Annotated in this window: 19 protein-coding genes; 7 read left to right on the top strand and 12 right to left on the bottom strand. The window is 40.6% G+C overall.

From position 1 onward, the window contains the following. Positions 1–136: 136 nt before the first annotated feature. Complete coding sequence (locus tag JWG40_RS11700; RefSeq protein ID WP_205286070.1) at positions 137–691, bottom strand: NUDIX hydrolase; 555 nt, start codon at positions 689–691, stop codon at positions 137–139. A gap of 120 nt (positions 692–811) precedes the next feature. Here JWG40_RS11700 and JWG40_RS11695 point away from each other — a divergent pair, with 120 nt between their 5' ends. From JWG40_RS11695 to JWG40_RS11675, 5 genes are all read left to right on the top strand, one after another. Next, on the top strand, positions 812–1,411 hold the full coding sequence (locus JWG40_RS11695) for a glutathione S-transferase family protein (protein ID WP_205285986.1): 600 nt from the start codon (positions 812–814) through the stop codon (positions 1,409–1,411). Between the two features lie 65 nt (positions 1,412–1,476). After that, positions 1,477–3,492: an ATP-dependent helicase gene (locus tag JWG40_RS11690; RefSeq protein ID WP_039926766.1), complete on the top strand. Its 2,016-nt coding sequence runs from the start codon at positions 1,477–1,479 to the stop codon at positions 3,490–3,492. Then, entirely contained in the window at positions 3,492–4,184 is a 693-nt protein-coding gene (locus tag JWG40_RS11685; RefSeq protein WP_205285985.1) for an LIC12587 family lipoprotein, read from the top strand. Before JWG40_RS11690 ends, JWG40_RS11685 begins: the two co-directional genes overlap by 1 nt. 63 nt (positions 4,185–4,247) lie before the next feature. Further along, the gene (locus tag JWG40_RS11680) at positions 4,248–6,374 is read left to right on the top strand and encodes an LIC_12586 family protein (RefSeq protein WP_205285984.1); all 2,127 of its coding nucleotides are present in this window, start codon (positions 4,248–4,250) and stop codon (positions 6,372–6,374) included. Then, positions 6,359–6,727: a hypothetical protein gene (locus JWG40_RS11675; protein WP_205285983.1), complete on the top strand. Its 369-nt coding sequence runs from the start codon at positions 6,359–6,361 to the stop codon at positions 6,725–6,727. Before JWG40_RS11680 ends, JWG40_RS11675 begins: the two co-directional genes overlap by 16 nt. Here the strand turns inward: JWG40_RS11675 and lpxB are convergent. The 9 genes from lpxB to JWG40_RS11630 all read right to left on the bottom strand — a co-directional run bounded on the left by lpxB (position 6,701) and on the right by JWG40_RS11630 (position 17,572). Beyond that, on the bottom strand, positions 6,701–7,912 hold the full coding sequence (gene lpxB, locus JWG40_RS11670) for a lipid-A-disaccharide synthase (RefSeq protein ID WP_205285982.1): 1,212 nt from the start codon (positions 7,910–7,912) through the stop codon (positions 6,701–6,703). The genes JWG40_RS11675 and lpxB overlap by 27 nt on opposite strands. Beyond that, positions 7,881–8,747, bottom strand: a complete 867-nt coding sequence (locus tag JWG40_RS11665; protein WP_205285981.1) for an LpxI family protein — start codon at positions 8,745–8,747, stop codon at positions 7,881–7,883. Before JWG40_RS11665 ends, lpxB begins: the two co-directional genes overlap by 32 nt. Before the next feature lie 9 nt (positions 8,748–8,756). Continuing rightward, positions 8,757–8,999: an FmdB family zinc ribbon protein gene (locus JWG40_RS11660; RefSeq protein WP_205285980.1), complete on the bottom strand. Its 243-nt coding sequence runs from the start codon at positions 8,997–8,999 to the stop codon at positions 8,757–8,759. A gap of 11 nt (positions 9,000–9,010) precedes the next feature. Then, positions 9,011–10,465: an SH3 domain-containing protein gene (locus JWG40_RS11655; protein ID WP_205285979.1), complete on the bottom strand. Its 1,455-nt coding sequence runs from the start codon at positions 10,463–10,465 to the stop codon at positions 9,011–9,013. Between the two features lie 21 nt (positions 10,466–10,486). Further along, on the bottom strand, positions 10,487–12,028 hold the full coding sequence (locus tag JWG40_RS11650; RefSeq protein WP_205285978.1) for a TolC family protein: 1,542 nt from the start codon (positions 12,026–12,028) through the stop codon (positions 10,487–10,489). Between the two features lie 57 nt (positions 12,029–12,085). After that, positions 12,086–12,976, bottom strand: a complete 891-nt coding sequence (gene sucD / locus JWG40_RS11645; RefSeq protein ID WP_205285977.1) for a succinate--CoA ligase subunit alpha — start codon at positions 12,974–12,976, stop codon at positions 12,086–12,088. Positions 12,977–12,988: 12 nt separating this feature from the next. Next, a complete protein-coding gene (gene sucC / locus JWG40_RS11640) occupies positions 12,989–14,158 on the bottom strand; it encodes an ADP-forming succinate--CoA ligase subunit beta (RefSeq protein ID WP_205285976.1) in 1,170 nt (389 codons plus the stop codon). A gap of 162 nt (positions 14,159–14,320) precedes the next feature. Beyond that, positions 14,321–16,231 carry a PAS domain-containing sensor histidine kinase gene (locus JWG40_RS11635; RefSeq protein ID WP_205285975.1) on the bottom strand — a complete coding sequence of 637 codons (1,911 nt, stop codon included), beginning with the start codon at positions 16,229–16,231 and terminating at the stop codon, positions 14,321–14,323. An 81-nt stretch (positions 16,232–16,312) separates the two neighbouring features. Beyond that, a complete protein-coding gene (locus JWG40_RS11630) occupies positions 16,313–17,572 on the bottom strand; it encodes a Vgb family protein (protein ID WP_205285974.1) in 1,260 nt (419 codons plus the stop codon). 169 nt (positions 17,573–17,741) lie between these two features. Between JWG40_RS11630 and JWG40_RS11625 the strand changes: the two genes are divergently transcribed. Further along, on the top strand, positions 17,742–18,902 hold the full coding sequence (locus JWG40_RS11625; RefSeq protein WP_205285973.1) for a hypothetical protein: 1,161 nt from the start codon (positions 17,742–17,744) through the stop codon (positions 18,900–18,902). Between the two features lie 42 nt (positions 18,903–18,944). Next, on the top strand, positions 18,945–19,361 hold the full coding sequence (locus JWG40_RS11620; RefSeq protein WP_205285972.1) for a hypothetical protein: 417 nt from the start codon (positions 18,945–18,947) through the stop codon (positions 19,359–19,361). A 3-nt stretch (positions 19,362–19,364) separates the two neighbouring features. On the opposite strand, the gene JWG40_RS11615 is transcribed toward JWG40_RS11620, so the two are convergent. Both JWG40_RS11615 and JWG40_RS11610 read right to left on the bottom strand, forming a co-directional pair. Then, positions 19,365–20,057 (bottom strand): hypothetical protein, encoded by a 693-nt coding sequence (locus JWG40_RS11615; protein WP_205285971.1) that lies wholly within the window; start codon positions 20,055–20,057, stop codon positions 19,365–19,367. 48 nt (positions 20,058–20,105) lie between these two features. After that, positions 20,106–21,512: an Lcl C-terminal domain-containing protein gene (locus JWG40_RS11610; protein ID WP_205285970.1), complete on the bottom strand. Its 1,407-nt coding sequence runs from the start codon at positions 21,510–21,512 to the stop codon at positions 20,106–20,108. Positions 21,513–21,550: the final 38 nt, after the last annotated feature.

Genomic DNA, 21,550 nt, shown 5'->3' with positions numbered 1-21,550 from the left:
CGAAACTTATGTTTAAATTTCCAGCGATTTCGAAAATCTTGGGGATTTTTCTAAACAGTTACTGTATTGTATTTTTAGAATTTACGGAAAAGCGAATCTGTATTTATCCGAAGTGATCCTAGTAAAAAACTCTACATCACTTTGGTTGTGATCTAGGTTGTAAAAAATAGATACCAAGAGCTGCAGCCATATGAGGATGGTGGATGGTTCCATCAATTAACAACTGTTTCACTTCTTCTGGTTTCTTTAAAACAATCTCTATATCTTCCCCTTCATCAAATTCGACTTCGTGCTTAAGTTCCACATCGTAGGCAACATAAGAATAGGACCAATTGGTAAACATGGCGGGATTACCTGAAAATTTAGAGAGTAATTTGTATTGGGAAGGTTCAGTGGCATATCCTGTTTCTTCCCGCAGTTCTCTGATGGCAGATTCCAGTTCGGATCCAGGTCCTTCTTCATCCACAATCCCTCCGGGAATTTCTAAACTATCTTCCCCAATCCCATGTCTGTATTGTTTGATGAGTAGAATCTCGCCTGCCTTTGTCACTGGCACTACATTCACCCAATTTTTGGATTTTAGAACATAGTATGTTTTTTCCTCCACGGAACGGGGGAGTTGGATATCAAAACTCGCGAGGGTATAAATCGGAGTGGGGTAGAGGTCTTTCCAGTTCTTTCGTTCTTTCACTTTGGTTTCCTTCTTCAAAGGAATTTCCCAATCCGAGAATTGTATAGAGATTTTCCCTCTTTTTTAGAATTATAAAAATCTTACTCTTGAAGGATGGAAGCAGGATGAAACTATCTACATATGAAATTATATGGTAGCATCACTTCTCCATTTGTAAGAAGAATTCGTTTTCTCTGTTTGGAATTGGGGATTCCCTTTACCATGGTGGATACAATGACCGAGGCCGGTCAAAAGGAACTTCGGGACAAAAATCCACTTTGGAAAGTTCCTTATGCCGAGATAGACGATGTGAAAATTTGGGATAGCCATACCATCATTGACTATCTTTTTGAAACCAAAGGGTTCGGAAATTTTAGACCCAAAGCAGGTCCTCATCATTACCGCGAAGCTAATTTACAGACGGCCATTGACCAGGCTCTTGACAATGCCATTCTCATCTTTTACTTAAACAAAGAAGGGATCAAACCCGATGCGGCTCCTTACTTAACTAAAAATGCCCTAAGAATTAGCTCTATTTTGGATTATATCAAACGCGAGTTAAATGGTTATTTTTTCTTTACCGATGGAAAAGTGGGTCTTTCTGAAATTTCCTTATTTACCACTCTCGATTGGATTCGGTTTCGATCGGTTTTGCCTGTGGAAGAGGACCCGGTTTTTGCTGGGTTTTTAAACTTCCACGGTCAAAACAAATCCTGGAAGGAAACTGCTCCTAAGCAATAAAGAACAGCCGTTTTTCACTCGACCAGATCGGATTTCTTTGGATTATGTCCCTTACCGGTCTCCTTATGAAATTAAATGCGGCGCAAATGGAAGCAGTTTCCACCATCCAAGGTCCCCTTCTTGTTTTCGCAGGTGCGGGATCGGGAAAAACTCGGGTCATCACGAACCGCATCGCCCATATGGTCGAAGGGGTTAAAATCCCTGCCAGTAAAATTGTGGCCCTTTCCTTCACAAACAAAAGCGCCAAAGAAATGGCCGAAAGGCTTCGTAAGATGGTTCCAAGAGAAAAACTCAAAGGAATCACTCTTTCCACCTTTCATTCGTTAGGTTTAAAAATCCTAAAAGAACATATTACTAAACTTGGATATAACGAAACCTTTTTACTTTTTAATGGAACCGACCAGGAAGCCTTTGTTTCCGACCTTTTAAAATCCAAACGGCTGGATCCAAAAAAAGTTCCTCCCAAAGAAATCCTTAGGCGTATCTCTTATGCAAAAAACACACAAGTCCATCCGGCAGACAATGGCCAAACAGGTGAATTTGATTTAGTGGCAGCAGAAGTTTTTTCTATGTATGAAGAGGGCCTAAAAGAAAAAAATGCCATTGACTTTGATGATTTAATTTTACTCCCCAAGCGCCTGCTCGCTGAGTTTCCAGAAATCGCGGCTTTTTACCAAAGAAAACATGAATATTTCCTTGTGGATGAATTCCAAGATACAAACCAACTCCAATATGAGTTTTTGTCTTTATTTCGGGGAAAAAGTGATAATCTTTGTGTGGTAGGCGACGACGACCAAAGTATCTATGCTTTTCGCGGTTCGAATGTACAACTCATTCTCAACTTCGAAAGAGAATTCCCTCACGCGAAAGTGGTGAGGCTTCTCGAAAACTATCGTTCTACTTCTCTTATCATCCAAGCGGCAAACTCTCTCATCCAACACAACATTGGCCGAAAGGAAAAAACTCTCTATAGCCGTATCCCTTCCGCCGAACGAGTAGAATACTATGAAACCGCCGATGAAAGAGAAGAAGCCATTTTTGTCGCAGGAAGGATCCAAACCTTACTCATTAAAAATGAATTTAAGGGAAAAGAAATCGCCATCCTATTTCGGACAAACTTCCAATCTCGTCCCTTTGAAGAAGAACTTCGGAATCGAAGTATCCCATACAAAGTGGTAGGTGGTTATAATTTCTTTGATCGGAAAGAAATTCGGGATTGTATCTCCTATTTACGTTACGTGGCCAATCCTAAGGATGATTATTCCCTCCTTCGCATTATCAACTATCCCAAACGAGGGATAGGCCCGGGCACTATGCAGAAACTCCAAGAAGAGGCCTTTACCCACAAACTATCTTTATACGAAATCTTTCATAAAATGATTGAGAGCCCTGACTATTTGTCCGAAGTGAAAGCTAAGGTCAGACAAGAAATCTATCAGTTCGTAGAACTTGTGGATGCTTTTAAAAAGAAGTTTTCTATGTCACCTAAGATGGCACCAGTGCTTCGGGAAATGATCACCCAAATCGGATTCGAGAGAGAAATCTCCATGGAAGAAACCGAGGAGAAGGTGGTCAAAGCTCGGATCTACAATTTGAGTGAACTTGTGAATATGTTGTCCTTTTTTGAAGAAGAAGAGGGTCGAGAGGGCAAAGCCACCATCTTTGACTTCCTCCAAAGGCTTGTCCTCCTGATGGAAGACGAACCGAAAGAGGATGAGGAAGACCGGCGGGTCCAACTTCTCACCATGCACCAGTCGAAGGGACTCGAATACGATTTAGTTTTTTTAGTGGGCCTAGAAGAGGGAATTTTACCGAACTCACGTGTTATAGAAGAAGAAGGGGAAGTGGTCGATGAAGAAAGACGCCTTCTCTACGTGGGTATGACTCGCCCAAGGCGAAAATTGTACTTGACTTCGGCTCGTACAAGACGCAAATTTGGGGAGCAAATCGAGAGTGCCCCCTCTCGGTTTTTAAATGAGCTGTCTCAGGACGCTGTTCTTTTTTTCCCAATGGAAACGAAGGATAGAGACACAGAAACTAAGAATTTCTTAGAGGAATTAGACAAACTAAAGGTAGGCTAATGAAATCGATTCTCCCACTAACCCTCATTTTGGCGTTGGTAGTGGCATTTGAAAATTGTGCATCAAATCAAGGAACCCTTCGTACCGGAGTTTCCAAAGTAAATACCGGGTCTCATTTGGCCCAAATCGAATCTATCGATGCTGATCTCAAATCCTCTTCTCTATCTGACGAATCCCGAGACAAACTAGTCATCCGAAAAGGAAAACTTTTACTCGATCTTGGAAAATACGATGAATCTATCTCTACACTCAACCTAGTGAATCAGGCTAAGTCCAACCCGGTTCAACTTTCTGAGTGGAATCTCACTATGGGAAAAGCCTATGTGGGAAAAAACGAATATTCTAAAGCCATTCAGTTTCTAAACCAATCAGAAAGATTGGACAAAAACACTAACCTGATGGAACGAAAAAAACTAGTGGTTCAGTCCCTTGTTGCAGAGCGTGAATATTATCCTGCCCTTGCTACCCTAACTAAGACTTATACCAAAGGGAACCAAAAGAAAGACGAATTTTATTATGAAACCGCAGCGAAGACCTATTTAAAAATGGGTTTTGAATATAAGAATACAGGATTTTACCAAAAAGGTTTGCAAGTTGCCAATTTAGGATTGGAAGAATTTCCCAATAACGAAACTCTGAAGTCCATTCAGAAAGAGTGTTTGGAAGTGTTGCAGCCGGAGGGCAAACTCTAAGTTCTTTTGGAACGGATCTTTTCTCTAAAGCGCCTATTTGCCTATAGGTCATTTTTTTCTCAAATGTTCGATAGAATCCGCGAAAACAAGCGGATTCTATTTTCCTTTTTGGCCCTTAGTCTCATCTTTTTCTGCTTTCTCCTTTGTTATTATGGATTGGAATTCTATCTTCGGAACTACCGTATCCCCTTAGTACAACTTAGAAAAGTGGTCTCCTATACAATCAACAAGGAACTCGGAAAAGCGGTCGACATCGGTGTCCTTGACTTCTCGCTCCGAGAAGGTCTTATCATTGAAGACTTGGTGGTTTCCAATGAAGAGGACTTCTCTTTTAACGACCATATGTTGAAGGTAAAAAAAGTCACCTTCCGACTCTCCAGTTATTTTAAAGATTCCCCAACAGTGGAACAAATCGATTTTTATAGTCCACATTTGGTTTTGAACGAAAATGTTAGTTTACGAGACCAACTCATTCAATATGCACAAAAGAGTAAATTAAAAGACATTCGATTTCATGATGCAAGACTCACCGTCAAACAAAACGATTCTACTTTAGTAGATTGGAAAGAGGGCTGGGATATTGTTTTAAAACGCAAAAGTAAAAAATTATATCTCTCGTATAACAACGGTTGGTATTGGATTCCCAATACAACCCGGATCAAAGGTGAGGGAGAATTCTCCGAAACGAATTTGGAAGAGTTCCAGTTTGAGTTTAAATGGAAAAACTACCCATCGGAAGAAGCCATCATTCTTACCAATTATCTATTCGGTTCTAATGTACATTCTGCGGTTCTTTCGGGAGAAGGGAAGGTAGTTCGTGATTCGGTCTCTGGATTTACAGCGAGTGGTGATGTTGAGTTTGAAAATTCATTCATTCCTATCCCGTTTTTTGAGAATTATATTCTAGATGGATTTAGGTTCCGAGAAGTATTTCTTTTTACTCCGAAAAAGGAGGAAAGAGAATTTTTGGGAACTGACTTTCGAATCAAAACTTTGGTGAAAACGGAAACCATTAAAGAACCTCTTCTGGAAAGAAATTTTGAATTTCAGATTGAATCCTTAGAGAACATTGCAGAACGGATTTCCGATCTCTCGGGTAATTTTAATCTTCCTTTGTCTGGTTCGTTAAAAGGGAATATTGCCCTTTCCGAAACTGGCGATAGAAACAAATGGTTCCAACTTCACGGTGAACTTGTCGGGACAGAAATCCAATGGGATTCGAGCCTCATCCAATTGGAAAAGGGGAATCTTTCCTTAAAACTTTTGGAAGGGAATGAATGGAGTCTCAATATTGACTCTATGCTTTTTGGAAAACCTTCCCATATCTTAGGATCTGGGGCAAGTGTTTGGGGGCGGTCGAAAAAAGCAGATGGTTCTTATTATTATCCAATGAGTTCCAAAACCAAACTCAATTTCCAAACACCAGACTTAAATGGAAGTGATTGGAAACCTTTGTATGAGGATTGGAAAAAGGAAACTTTAGAAGAAATTCGGGAACGCCAAGAGAAATTAATTCCAGAAGAATATTTTTACCAAACTAAAATTTATAAATACTTTTTAGAATCTATGAATCTGGATTTCGGAATTCAAATTGCCAATTATTACCCTTTTAGTGGATCCAAATCTCTTGGGGAGTCAAAGGGAAACTTTTTAGTCAAAGAGGGGCGGATGAATCTAAATTTGAATTTAGGAACATCCAATTCCAAAATTTCAATGATTTCCTATTTTGCTAGTAAAACACCTAACTTTGGTTTTAGCCTTATTTTAAATGAATATCCCTGGTCAGATCCCTGGATGAATTTTTGTGGCTCAGATTTAAAACCTACTCATGTCAGTTTGGATTATAGTTTCAATAGCATTGGGAGTGATTATTATAGCCTTCATAAAGATGCCCGTACATCGTATTCACTCAAACTATTTGGAGTGAACTTTAAGGAGGCAGATCTGGTTTCTAAATTAGAAATGGATTTGGGACCATTAAGAAAACCTTTTCAATTGGAATTTGATTTGAGTCGTTATTCAGATATGGATTATATTTCTAATTTAGTAGTTTCTAGTGAGTCTTTAGACTTAAAGGGTTATGGAAATAACAAAAATGGGAACTATGCCTTTACGACTTATGGGCTCGTTGGGGAATCCAGAGGAAGTTTTAGTTTTACTGAAGAGGAAAATAAATGCGTCATCAAATAGTTTCTGTTAGTTTCCTTGTTTTACTTTTTGTTTTTTCCCTTTGCAAAGAAACCAAAAATCCTGCAGATATAGCACCAGAAATTTCCAAATTACCTGCTTTTGGTGGAGAGTGGATTTTAGAATGGGAGAACAAAACTCATTCCCTCAATATACAACCAGAAGAAAATAAAGTAATTTGGAATGGAGCTGGAGATCTCAGTTTGGAATTGGACTCTGTGGGAATTCGTTTACGCCCGAACGATGAAGAAACCATAAAAGGTTATTTTTTATACTCAGATCTAAAACCCAAGTCCTGGATTGGAACTTGGGAAAATCGTGTGGTACGTTTAATTAGAAAGGGATCGAAGGAGTGATTGGATTTCCTTAGCAGCCTTTTTGGATGCATTCATTGTTCCCAGTTCCCTTTCTTTGGCATCCCTGAGAATCCCTTTGATTTTGTTTTTTAGTTTTGTATTGGATAGAATCTTCCATGCTTCTTGAAAAATATACTTTGGTTGGCATTCGTTTTGTGTGATTTCACGACAGACTTCCTCACCCGAAAGGATATTGGCAAGACCTATAAATTTAGACCTCATCAGTAAAGATCCCAAAAGATAAGTAAACAAACTCACCTTATAAAGAATCACCATCGGTGTTTCAAAATACAATCCTTCCAAAGTGGCGGTTCCCGATGCAATGAGAAGCAGGTCACTTGTTTCCATCACTCGTAGCGATGCATTCCAGTGGTAATGGATTTGAATGTCTGGATGGATTTGTTTGAGCGTTTCAATTTTTTCTAACAAAAAACTTTCTTCTTTTGCATTGATATTCGGAAGGAGGAAAACAATTTTCTTTTTCTCTAATTTACATTTCTCATGGAGAAGGGCCGCCGTTCCAAGAATGGGGTCAATGAGCCTACGTATCTCTCCTTTTCTTGAGCCAGGAAGCAGACCTACCGTATACCCATGGTGGGAATCAGGAAGTTTTTCTGCGATCACAGGTTCTTTTTTTAGTTTTTCTGGAATTCTTTTAGTGATGGGATGGCCCACAAATTTTGCATTCACACCATATTCGGTATAGATTTCTTCTTCGAATCGAAAGAGGGTTAGCATTAGGGCAATCTGTTCTTTGATAAAATAGATGCGGTTGAATTTCCAAGCCCAGATTTGTGGTGATACATAAAAAACGGTTGGGATGCCTCTTAATTTTAATTCTTTCGCCAAACGTAAGTTAAATCCAGGGTAATCAATTAAAATCGCAAGTTTAGTCGGTCTATGTGTGGTCTCTTCTAAAACCCGATAGAAGATCTTTTTTAGAAAACTGTATTTTTTTAAGGCTTCCGAAAATCCAATCACACTGAGCTGTTCCAACTCTTCCATGGAATCAAGTCCGTGTTCAATCATTCCTTCCCCACCAATTCCATAGAACTTATATTCTGGTTCCAGAATTGTGAGCTCCTGTAAAAGGTCGGCTCCGAGTAAATCGCCGGAATGTTCTCCGGCAATGACTAGGATATTTTTGTCTGACTCATGTAGATGGGATTTTTTTTTGGTTACCATTAAGAACCTTACTTCCGCTTTTTCCTATAACACAAAAGTTTAACTTATGTTTGGTTGCAAATTCAATCGCTGCTTTTGGATCCACTACTAAGGTTTCTCCTTCTCGAATACAAAGTGTTTTGCAACCACTCTCAAGCATCATCTGGAAAGTGTGGATTCCGATGGTGGGTAGGTCAAAACGGTTGTCTTGTTTGGCTTTTGGGCTTTTACAGACAACAGCGTCACCTTTCTTTTTGGTGTACACACCACCTCGTCTAATGGTTTCATCGGTTCCTTCGACCGCTTCCACGGCAATGACTGACTCGTCACAAACCACAACCATTTGTCCGATGTCTAAATCGGCCATTTTTTCGGCATAAAACATCCCAAAGTCGATATCTTTAAGCTCCTGGGGTTTGAATTTTTTGGGAGTGTAACGACCTTCGGGAAGAAGTAAAGACTGTAAGTAGATCTTTTGAGAGATGACTTTGACACCCATAGCTTCAAACTCATCGGCGATGGCAAGAAAGATGGGGTAATCATTTCGATTGATAGTGCGAGCAAGGATGGCGAGAGCTTTGAGATCAAATTTTAGTTTTTGGAAGAGTAGGTCTTTACGCACTTTTCCGAGCATCAAAATTCGGGTGATTTTTTCTTTTTGGATGATTTTTAGAATTTTACCAACTTGAGTGATATGGACGGGAATCGTGCGTGCACTGTGTTCTCTCGGAGTGAAGTCTGATTCAATCAGTCCAAGAAATAAAGGATCCTCACCCGCAAGAAGTGCTTCTTTCATCCCAATGTGGGGAAGCTCCCCACCACCAGCAATAATGGCTAATCGGCCTTTGGGTGCCAAAGAGAGACCTTAAGGAGTTCCTGAATCACTGCTGCCAGTAGAAGACGAAGGAGTCGAGTCAGAGCCGGTTTTTTTATAATCGGTTACATAAAATCCAGATCCTTTGAAGATGATTCCTGCACTTGCTGAAATTCGGCGTTCGACGGATCCATTTTTTCCACAAAGGCACTCTGTGAGTGCATCATCTTTCATCGACTGGACATGTTCAAAGTCTTTTCCGCATGTATTACAATGGTAATCGTAGGTAGCCATAATTTCCCCCTCTAATGGATTCCCGTTCTAATTTCAAAGAGTATCACTTTGTCCCTGTTTGGTTCTTTCGCCAGTGGGAGACAAATTTCCCAGGAATATCGACCTGCTTGGAGGGCAGATTCATCCATAGGTAAGGAACGAATGGACTGAATGAGTCCTGTATTTCGTCTCCAAAGACTTGCGTTCCATTTGTCCCCTTCGCGAGATCCAATGTGTAAGGACAGGTTTTCTCTTCTTTTTTCGCCGTCTAGGACATATCGATTTTTATTTACCCAAATGGATTCCTTATCCAGCGACAAGGAGTAGGCAAGGTGTTCCTGGTTATCGTAATTTAGATGGAGTTCCAGAAAGGAGATGGGGAGATCGGAGTCCGTGGGTTGGAAGGAAAATTCAAAATAGTTTTTGTCCCCAGAAAGTTTTTTACAAATTCTTTGGAGGGTCTTTGATTCTTTGGAAAGTCCATAAATGGGAAAACCAGTTTCTCCTGAGATACGAAGAGAATCTCTTGGAATATAGTTTCCGAAAAAAGTAGGCGGGATTTGGTTTCCATTCCAACCTTCAAAGTCGATGCGAATCTCATTTTCCACAGATTTAAACCGTTTTTCGAATTCTGCGATAAGAGCGGGGTTTGGTGGAACTTCGGTTAAAAATCCAGAAAAGATCCAGGCAGACTTTTGTAAGTTGGGAAAGTAACAACGTTTCCAATGTCCCAAACTACCGGCAATGGTTTCTTTACCAACATCTTCTTCTAAACAGATTGCCTGTTCCGGTTCGCTGATTTTCCCCAGTTCTGAATTCTCGCGACCCGGTCCACTACGAAGGTTGACATTTTTTCCTCGTACAATCGCTGCTTGGTGAAAGAGGTTGGTATTTGCGGTATTAACTAAAAAATGTAAACTTTGTAATAAAAATTCAGATTCAATTTCTCCAATGGGTTCAAAAGGAAAACTCAGTAGGTTTGTCAGGGCTCGGCTAAACCGATCTTCCATTCCGCGCGGATCTTCTAGGATGAGCTTCAGAAGTAAGTTTGTGACTTCTGGTTTGGGAATTGGTCTCGAAAGGGTGGTAATCTTTGTGATGAGAGCTCTTTTGTAACCTTCACCGTGTTTCTTTAAATTGGGAAGGTAAGGATCCTCAATATGGTAGTAGGTGCCACGAGTGGTTTCCCATTCGACAAGTTTGGTTCCGGGACGTGATTGAAAAAACGATTGGAGTTCCTTACTCGTTTCTTTCTCATTCAATTTTTTTTCTAATTGAGAAACGGTTTCGGAAAGAATGGTAAGCTCTAATTCGCTAACGGGAATTTCTTTTTCCTGATAGAGACTAAGAACTTTGAGATAGGATTCCGATTGGTAAAAATCATAGGCTTTGTCTTCTTTCTCGCGAAAGTCTACAAAGGTATAAGTGATAAAGGATATAAAAAGAAAAAGAAGGCTAAGGGCAAGAAATACACGGGAGCGTATCAAAAGGATTCTCCCGTTTTTGTCTTAAAGATTTTCTGGTAGGAGTTTGGATCTTTCCACTCCGTATTCTTCAAATAAAGCATTTTTAGCAACATAGTATCTGTGTAAATTGATGTTGTAATCTACTTTTGCTCGAACGAGTGACAACTGGTCTTGGACATGAGTGTCTAATGCATTTTTCACTGCGAGCGCATTAAATCTTCCTTGCTGGAAGGAGCGTAACACACCATTATAATACTTCTTAGATTCTTCTTCTGTGCGTTTTGCATTTTCCATCACTTGGAAGGACGCTTTTAGAATATCAATGCGAGTTTTTACATCATCGGAAACTGCTTTTGTTAAATCTGCTTCTTCCAAAGAAACTTGGCGTTTTTGGATTTCTGCATCACGGATTCCTGCCTTCACTCCCTTATCCATAATCGGATAAGATAAATCAAGGGAACCTTGCATCACAGGGTATTGGTAAGAAAAAACTCCGGCACGACCGTCAGAATAATTGTTTTGTGGACTAATCGTATTTTGTGCCTGGTATCCGTAAGTTCCCGCTGCCTTTAAAGAAGGAAGGGCTTCATTTTTCGCAGTTCGCATAGACAGGTCGGCATTTTCTTTTTTACGTAAGATAGCACGGAAGTCTGCTCTGTGTTTGTATGCATAGTCAATATCGGCCGCATAGTCTAACTTGGTAGGGAGAGTTTCAGAAAGAGGAGTTGTCTTTTGGAAGATGGTATCCTCGGGAAGATTAAGGGAACGAATCAGTTTACGACGAGCTTCTTCTCTTTCTGCAATGGCTTGTGCCATTTGTCCTTCGACTTGGGAGAGAAGGGCGTTCCACTGGTTTACTTCAAAACTTTCAGAAAGTCCAAGACCTTGTTTGCGAATGGTAAGGTCTCTTACATTCTTTGTATTTTTTAAAAGTTGTTCGAAGGTTTGGTATCCAGATTCCTTGACCGAGTAGTTCCAATAGTCCACTAGAGTGGCTACCACTTTACTTGCAACTTGGTCTTCCATTTGCTCTCGCAAAATCTCTGTTTGGTTCTCTAGGATTTTTTCCATATTCCTTTCATTGGCACCAAAAGCGTTTTTGAGTAAATCTTGCGCGATGGTAACGGAAAGGGTATCTGTATATAATGGAGGTAGGCCTAGAGAGGTAAATCCCGCAGGGGTTTTATTTGGATCCTCAAAGGCATTTGAGTCAAAACGTTGTGACTTAGCTTCTAGTTTGAAGTAGGTTCCCGTTGTGAAAAGTTTTTCTAATCCAGCACTGTAGGTATTGGTTTGGGTTTTGGTTCCCGTAAAGATATTGTTTTGGTTGAAAGGGAATTGTTTTTGATCCAATTCCGCTTTGGAAAGAGCACGCCAAGAATACTTTCCCTCATATTTCATAAGAGAAGAGTCGGCTTTGGCTAACTCTAAGCGGGCCTGCATGACCTCGCGGTTGTTTTCAATGGCATACTTGACTGCGTCTTGTAAGCTAAGTGTAAATGCCTTATCTCCAGACTCCGCAGCCAATAGGCCCACGGAAACGAGGAGGATCAATGTACTTGAAACCCATGAACGTTGTTCCATACTGTTAATTCAGACTCCTCATTTCCCTTGAATAGCTGTTTTTTTTATAGCAAACCCTTATTTTTTAAGGGCTTGTTTCATTTTCTCGCCAACTTCTCCAATGTGCGCGCAGATGCTGACTCCAGCATCTTGCATTGCAGCAATCTTAGAAGTGGCAGTTCCCATTCCCCCGGAAATGATCGCACCGGCATGGCCCATACGTTTTCCAGGAGGCGCCGTTTGGCCTGCGATAAAACCGACCACTGGTTTTTTCACATGAGCTTTGATGTAAGCCGCTGCTTCTTCTTCCGAAGTTCCGCCGATCTCACCAATCATTACGATTCCCTCAGTGTCTGGGTCTTCGTTCAGGAGGCGAACCGCTTCTACGTGGTTCATCCCGGGAACTGGGTCTCCTCCGATTCCAATACAAGTGGACTGGCCAAGGCCAGCAGCTGTAAGGGAGGCAACGGATTCATAAGTCAAAGTTCCAGAACGAGAAACAATACCAATGTTTCCCGGAGTGTGGATAAAGCCTGGCATAATCCCCATTTTCACATTGTAACGAGGGTTGATCACGCCGGGACAGTTTGGTCCTACTAGTTTCGTTTTAGAATTACGAAGCACACTGTATACTTTCAGCATATCGTGAGTAGGAATTCCTTCCGTGATACAAACTACGAGTGGGATCTCAGCAAAGATTCCTTCCAAAATTGCGTCAGCAGCGAATGGAGGGGGAACAAAGATCACAGCAGCGTTGGCACCGTCTTGGATCATTGCATCTTTGATGGTGTTACGAACCGGAGCAGTTTTTCCTGTTTCGGAAGTCCAGATTTGACCACCTTTGCCTGGAGTGACTCCGGCAACTACTTTTGTACCATATTCCAACATTTGAGTCGCATGAAAGGATCCTTCCTTACCGGTGATCCCTTGGACGACTACTCTTGTGTTTTCATCAACTAATACAGCCATGTTTTATAGTTCCTATTTTTTGATTAGGGAGACAATTTTGTCTGCCGCGTCACGGAGTCCTTCCACTCCAACAATATTCATTCCGGATTCGTTCAGGATTTTTTTCCCTTCTTCCGCGTTAGTTCCTTTCAAACGAACTACTACTGGCACCGATACATTTACTTTTTTAGTCGCTTCGATAATTCCGACAGCCACTCGGTCGCAACGGACGATACCACCAAATACGTTTACAAAGATTCCTTTTACGTTTGGATCAGAAAGGATGAGACGAAAGCCATTTTCTACAGTCGTAGGGTTTGCTCCACCTCCGACATCCAAGAAGTTTGCAGGTTCTGCACCGGCAAGTTTTACGATGTCCATAGTTGCCATCGCAAGACCAGCCCCGTTCACCATACAACCGATGTTACCATCTAACTTCACGTAGTTGAGATTGTATTCTTTTGCTTTCACTTCATACGGATCTTCTTCAGTGATATCACGAAGAGCTTCGTTTTCAGGGTGGCGGTAAAGAGCGTTTTCATCCAAGTCCATCTTGCAGTCACCTGCAATGATTTCGTTTTGTTTTGTAAGGATGAGAGGGTTGATCTCAAGGAGTGCTGCATCTTCTTTAATGTAAGCTGCATAAACAGAGTTTACTAGAGCTGTAAAAGATTTTTGCGCCTCAGTTGGAATTCCTAAAGCAAATGCGAGTTCACGCACTTGAGAACCTTGGATTCCGATTCCTGGATCAATTTGTATTTTAATGATTTTTTCTGGATGAGTTTCTGCAACTTCTTCGATTTCCATTCCACCTTCGGTAGAAGCCATGATGATGGTTTTGCGGATGGCGCGATCGAGTAAGATGGAGAGGTAGTATTCCTTTGCGATTTCAAGACCTTGTTCCAAATAGACTTTCAGAACTTTTTTTCCTTCTGGACCGGTCTGAGGGGTGATGAGTTGCATCCCGAGAATTTTCTCAGCAGCAGCTTTGGCGTCATCTTTGGTCTTTGCGACTTTGACCCCGCCACCTTTTCCTCGTCCACCTGCGTGGATTTGGGCTTTTACCACCACTACTGGTGATTTTTGGACAACTTCGCTGTATGCCTTTTCGAAATCACCGACTGTGTCGATGACCTTTCCGAAGGGAACGTTGGCATTGTGTCTACGTAGGATTTCTTTGGCCTGGTATTCGTGGACTTTCATGGATTTCCTTATGTCATTGGTACGTCCGCAGGATTAACCGACGGATCACTAGGGTAAGCCTCAAGGGTTGGGGGAGATTGTCAAGACCGATTGGAAGGATCTACTCTGACAAAGCAGAGAGCGGACCGATTCTCGAACGTACAAAGATTCAGCAGAAACAAATTAGATGTGAATGGTCTCATTTGGATTTTCAGGAAGTAACACAGTGAACGCGGAACCTTTTCCTTCACTGCTCTGGACTGTGATTGTCCCTCCGAGAACCTCCACTTGGGATTTTGTGATAAAAAGTCCAATCCCCCGGGCGTCTTCGTTTTTATGAAAAGTCTTAAACATGCCAAAAATTTTGTTACCATGTTTTTCTAAATCGATTCCAAGTCCGTTGTCTTCCACTACGAGCTGCACTTGGCCACCTATGTTTTTAGCCGAAACACGAATGAAAGCTCCCTGTTTCAAACGTACATATTTAATCGCATTAGATACCAAGTTTAGGAGGATACTTTCGAGATAGGCTGGAATGATTCTGAGTTGTAAATTTTCTTCTATTTCCACAAAAACTTCTATATTTCGCGATTCAATAGAACCTTTGAGTATGTTTAAAGTTTTCTCTGCTTCTTCTTCGATAGAACAAACTTCCATTGGTTTGTTTAACATCTGATTGATGGAAATAATATCGTTTAAGTGGGTTATCGTTTCGTTCAGTTTGTCGGCTGAGGCATGTAACATGTTCACAATATTCTTTCTTTCTTCTTCGGAAGGATTCTCTTCTAGTAAGGCAATCAGGGAGGTGAAATTAGACGAGTGTTGGCGAATGTTGTGCGAAACAATATAAGCAAAGTTTTGTAAACGTGTGTTTTGGATTCCTGTAAAATGAAGCATCCTGTTGGTATTTTCTAAGGCTTCGATTTCTTCTGTGATATCAAATCGAATGGACAAAAAGGATTCTATTTTTTCATTAGAATCATAGAGGGGATGGATATAAGTTTGTAACCAGAAAAAATTTCCTTGTTTGGATTGGTTGCGGATGATACCTTCCCAAGGTTTCCCCGATAGAATGTCGGTCCACATTTTTTCCCAAAACTCTTTCGGATGAAATTTGGAATTTAATTTTCTGTGATCTGAACCTAACAGTTCTTTTTCAGTATAACCTGATATTTTAATGAACTTTTGATTCGCCCTTTGGATGACACCTTTTGTATTGGCCACACTGACAATGGCGGATCTTTCAATAGCATCGAGGATGGCTTTAAGTTTTCTGTTTTTTAAATCGATTGTATCTTGAGTGTTTTTCAGTTCTGTAATATCAAGAAAACTGGCCGTCGCACCTTCTAATTTACCATCTGCATTATAGAGGGGAGTGGCATTGACACTTAACCATTTGACTTTTTCCCCATCGGCAACAATCCCATGTTCTGAGTTGTATACAGTTTGCCCTTTGCCAAGAGCTATCGATAATGGAAGTTCTTCAGGAGGGTAAGGTGTTCCATCTTCACAAATTTGCCTCCAGTCCTTAGAAGCAAAGTATTTGTTTTCAATTTTATCGATACTAAGCGAAAGGATTTTGGCAGCACTATCATTTGCATAAATAATTTGTCCTTGTAGGTTGACGACAACCACACCGTTGATCATTGTTTTTAAAACACGATCCAATTGGGATTCTTTCTCGCGAAAGGATTTTTCGGCAAACGAGAGTTCTGTGATATCTTCCAATAGAAAGAAAAAATGGTTTTCACCAAGTGGTTTGGCTAGTAGCGAATAAACCTTTTCACTAGTTGATTTTTCTATCAATAACTCTGCATTTAAGTAAATAGGCGAGGGATCTTTTTTTGATAAATTGGAAATGATTTCTGAGAGTAATCCCGCTTTCTGTAAGTGAGGAAACAATGCTTCTAAAGTTTTCTGATTTTTTTGGGATGGTTTCATCTCCAAAAAGGTTTTTGCCAATGGATTTGCATAAACCAATGGGCTTTCCAGAGAAAACTCAGCTTCCAACGATTCGAATATAAATACTCCACAAGGGAGATTGTCCGCAAACAGAGCCAATGATGTAACATGGTTTTGGTTAAAAGATTTCATCAAATGTTCTGTTCGCAGGTTTTGCACCTACGCTTAAACATCTGACGAAGGGAATCTAAAATATACGGGACTTGTATTTTCTCATAGTTTATTCCAATAGGGGGATAAGCGGAGGGAATTACAAAACTTTCCATTAGAATTGGTTAGGATGGCATCGAAGCGATTAGACGAATGCGGTGCCAAGTAGATCTCCCCGTTAGGTCCGAGTGCTCCTCCGCGGTAAGAACCGGCAGGTTTGGCAAAGAGAGTGGTGATGGTATGGTCTTTGGTGTCGATAGAAATGAAGTTGGAATATAGATCAGGAACAGGGTAAATCTTTCCATTGGGAGCAAGAACTGCGCCATTAAACATATTCGATCCGGGGGAAGGTATTGTGGTAACGGTAACAATCTCGTTAGTGGCTGTGTCTAGGTAGAGGAGGGGATGTGAATTATAAGGGATCATGTAGATTCTACCATTTGGTGTGAGAATTCCGGATATATATCCACCAGAACCTGGAAAAACATATGGGTGAATGCTAACCGAATCATTGTTAGTATCTAAAATATACATACTGGTTGCCGTAAATGGAATGAAATAAATTTTCCCTTGTGGGCTAAGCACCGCTGCAGAAAATCCACTCGAAGTTGGTGTGGCCACAGATCCAACCATTCCCGTTTTTGTGTCGTAATAACGAATGAGAGTTTCTGTACTTGGCACAAAGTAAATCTTTCCATTGGGAGCATACATCGCACCATTATAAGTGGCGCTTACCATTGTTTGGTTCGCGACAATCGTCTGCTGGTTGTTATTTGTATCCAATGTCCGGAAGTCATTCGAAGTATGAGGCGCAAGATAAATTTTCCCCGATGGACCGAGAGATCCCCCAATAAAAGCTACACCTCCAGGGCTAACTCCAACATCTGTATAGGTTTTTGAACTTGTGTGAATCGATAAAAACATCGGAGAGTCATAGGGCAAAAAGTAGACATCTCCATTTGGTGCATTGAGAGCCCCTTGAAAGGCAGTCGAACCGTTTCCCGTGACAGAAGCTACAGTTTCTGGTCTGTATTGCAATAGGGTTTCACCACCACTGGAGCCAAGGGCAAACTGTGATTCCATCTCCGCTTTTACCGCGGGCCAATTTTCGGCTAAATGGGTTTGTTCGTATTCCAATTGGCAAGCAGGAAGTTTGGGAAAAACTCGGTATCCGCATTGGCTGCTTTTGTCTTCCACAATCAGTCGGTAAAAGATATTTGGAAGAAAAAAAGAGTCATCTGCATCGCAGAGGTTGTCCGTCTTGGGTTTGGAACAAACGAACAAGCAGGAAATGGCGAGAGAGAAAAGAATGAGGCGATTCATAAATGTTTGAATATGGACTTTATTGCCGACCTATTAGCGAAAGCAACTCGGAAAGATTAGTAAAGAGGAAAGGGTTTGCGTCTTTCATGAAAACGGGAAGTCTTTATTGTTTATCAATTGACCCATTCTGAAATTTGATTTCAATAAGGGCTTCAAAAGGGGCCTGGATATGTATTTGTATATTCACTTTGCGTTTGTGTTGATTTTTGCCTCCAGCCTTTGGGCAAAGGATATAGCTGTCATAAAGCAAGAAAATCTTTTCCCAAGTAATTTTAGCCTTCCTGATAGTGTTCCCCTTAACTTTGAAGAACTGGAAAGAATAATCGTTCCCTCAGATCAGGATTCGGATCTGAGACAAACCCAACAAGCGAGCGAATCCAACGATGGGTATTGGGAATGGAAAAATCAATCACATATGATTCGTTCGGCGAAAGGATCCCATGCCTTATGGGAATCTTTATGGTTCATTCAGTTTCCAGATGGATCAACTATCACAAAACATAAAATCCCAAAAACAAATATAAACCAGTATACTTATAAAAAAAGAAACAGAGGAACTTTTCTTTATTATGACATTGTGCACCCAATCTATTGGGGAGAAAAAAGAGTGCGGGTTGGTGTTTTTGATATTACATATTCACCTAAATGGAGTTTGGTTGTTGATTCTTTGCAGGAAACGGATCGAATCTCTGCGTTTTTGAATTATAGTGAAGAACAATTTGGATTCCGGTCCGAAACCATTAAAGTTGTTTTACACGAATCAAAAGAAAGATTTTGGATTTATGCAGGCAAAGATCCAAAAACCAAAGAAGACTGCACTGGATTTTCAAATGGAAGTTTTTTTACTCTATGCCCACTTCCAGGGATCATTGTGGAAACCAAAGGAGATCAAATCCTTGATTCCTTTTTGAAAAAGAATTATGATCTTCGGGCGTGGAAACATGATACTTTGCATTATATCCAATCCCAGCGATGTGAACAGCTAGGTTTGCAGTCGGGAGGTCTTGCAGAACCTTGGTTTTTAGAAGGAATTGCTGAGCTGAGTGTGATTCAAACTGACTCAGAACACAAAGCGAACACGTATGAAAGGTTCTTTCAAAAATATCTCCGTAAACGGACCTCCTTAAAAGAAGGAAATGATCCTAAACTCCCCGACTATCGTTTGGTGGGGACAATGTTTTTGGAATACATTTCCCAAATCTATGGGAACAAAAAAATTCGAAAATTTTATGAAGAAACCTGTTTTGGAAAACCAACAGAAACTTCCTTTTTGGCTGAGTTTGGTATTTCCTTAGAAAAAGCAACGGAAGATATGTATGATTATTTTTAAAAGAACCAGTCGAGTATAGAAAATCAATTTTTTGTTTGGCGGTTGAATGAAAAACCCAAACTAACCAAAAAAATAAGAGAACTTCCTCTACATTGTGATATAGATTCAGTAACGATTCCCCAAAAGCCAAATGAAATTTTAGAGTTTCATCATATCCCTTGTATGATGAGAAACCAAATCTATGAATTTGGTAACCTTTCGGGATTGTATGAAGGTGGGTTCTCTGGATTATCTGACAAAAATCAGTTGGAGTCTATCTTTCTATGGAAATCAGGTGCATATCAGATCCAATCCAGAGGGCAAACCTGGACTATTGGCGAGGATGAGGAGCAGTGGGATAAAGATGGTGTTCGGATCATCAATTGGTATAAAAGTGGAGACCGACAAATTATTTTTGCGAACAAAAAGAGAGTCCATTGTTTTTATAAATCAAAAACGTGTTCAAAACCTTATGAATAGAATTTAATCTTTGTTAGATGTTTGGAAGTTAGGAGGATGTAAGAATTTTTTTCCGGTCGTGGTAATGATGGGAAAAAAGTTTGGATCTCTGTTTGGATCGGTAAGGAGAAGTTTTACATCTCGAATTTTATCATAACAATCTTTCATGAAGAGTTGGTGTCCGCATCCGAGTAGATGGTATCCTTCATGGATAAGAGTGGATTTTGGACTAGTAAATAACATTTGTATGGTGGAAATGTATTTTGCTTTAATATATCCTCTTGTATTGGTTTGGCCTTCGACAGCTCCTTGGACTTCGAGTTTTAGACCCACACCCACAAAGATACCCAGGGTGAAAACTTCAAAACCAATGTCACCCCAGGTCCTTCCCTTTAAGTAAAGTATTCGATCGCAATCATTCGGTAAGGGAATTGTCATTAAATAACTGAGAATATCGGTTCCCCAAAATCCTGGCCTTTCTATGACATCTAGTAGAACTAGTTTTGCTTTTAGTTTATAGAAAGAAAGTTCCTCATTCCATGCCAAAAACAAGCCTTCCGCTTCTTCCGCTGTGATGTCCGGTTCTCTTAGAACACAAACACGGAAATTTGCTTCTGGTCCAAAGGAAATTCCTTCCCGAATCTTTGTTTCATGAAAGCCAATGGTTGTGCATTGGAAAAGAAAGAGGACAAGAAGGTAGGGAAGAGTTCTGAACATATTTATTTGAGAATTCTACTTTCTGATTTTAGTTTTTTTCGCCAAACCTTAAAAATCTGTTACACAACGAGTTCTATTGGTCGTATTGTTTGACTTTACATCAGGTCCACCGCTGGAACTTCCGAAATGCACTATGTAAGCATTGGCGGCTGCACCCAAAGGAGATGTTGTAGATGTCCAAAAGTTTGAGGAAACAGTATTAGGAAAGTAGATAGGATCAAATCCGGGGTTTCCAAAACTGATGTAATAATCTAAGAGACTTCGAAGTTCACTGACATTGGGCAATCTCCATATTTTCCCCGCTAGATTTAAACCTTGGCAATAGTTAATAGCACTAGCCCAAGTGGTGATGAGATCCGTTCCCCCTGTGCAAGTAGTTAAGTTTGTTTGCCCGGCTGTACATCTTTGCCAAACTAAAGAAGTGTCCAGGTCTGTAATCGTACCATTTCCATTATCATACAATCGTTTGGCGGTAGTGCGAGGGCCATTGGAGACACAACGTAGATGGTGCATATCACTATAAATACCTGTTCCAATCGAGGACTCTATAAAAGTGGGATAGAATGCTGCCGTTGCAGCAGCATTGGAAGTATTACTTTTAAAATTGAAATTATCTGTCGCCGGAAAATAAGTTTGGTTGATGGAAGGATTTGCTAGGGAATAATCAAAAGTACTTGCGTATTCTTCCATTTCGGGAACGCGCCAGTCCGTGCGGTTAGCAAATCCAGATCCAGAATTTAGGTTCGCACATTCGGTTCGTGCATCGGCAAAGGCAAACGTAGTCATCCCGACGGTTGGACACCCTGTTCCAGCTTTTCCTATTTGGCAGCTAGTCCAAATGAGTCCCGTATTTAAGTCGGTTGTGATTTCTACCCCCGCCACAAAGGAGGGGCCGCTAAAACTTTGGGTTAATCCTTTCTGCAATTGCCCATCTTGCCCTGGAATATTTGTACAACCTGGATCTGGGTTATTTGCTCCATCGTAACAAATGGTGCTATTCGTTTTGAAGGGGGGTTTGCCCATCCAAGTAGGTTTGTAGGTACAACTGGCAGAACCTTTTGGGTTACTGGCGGTGATGGTAAATTCTTGTCGGTTGGCTTTCCATCCAAAATAACTTCCTTGGAGTGAAGCAGAAAATGGCGAAAAAGAAATACCAGCAGGAAGAGGTGGATTTGAAGAGAAACTAAGCCTATTTCCATCGGTTTCAAAATTTTCGAGAAAGAATGTCCCGTTTATTTGGGGGATAAGAGGAGGACAGATCAAATAAGAAGGAGGGGTCACCTTTAAAACTACGCCACAGTGTTCGGTTTCGTCAAAATTTATATAACGTATGAGTAGGCTTTCTAGGTAATCATCTGCTTTCGGATCGCAAAGGTTACTCAAGTCTGATCTTCGACAGGAAAATGAGACAAAAACAATCAAAAAAAAACATAGAGTTCTTTCTTTCAATAACATTGATTAATATCGCAAAGGGTAGAGATGACAAAACGTCT

Source organism: Leptospira abararensis (assembly GCF_016918735.1).
Lineage (GTDB): Bacteria > Spirochaetota > Leptospiria > Leptospirales > Leptospiraceae > Leptospira_A > Leptospira_A abararensis.
This window is presented reverse-complemented; position numbering and strand designations above follow the sequence as displayed.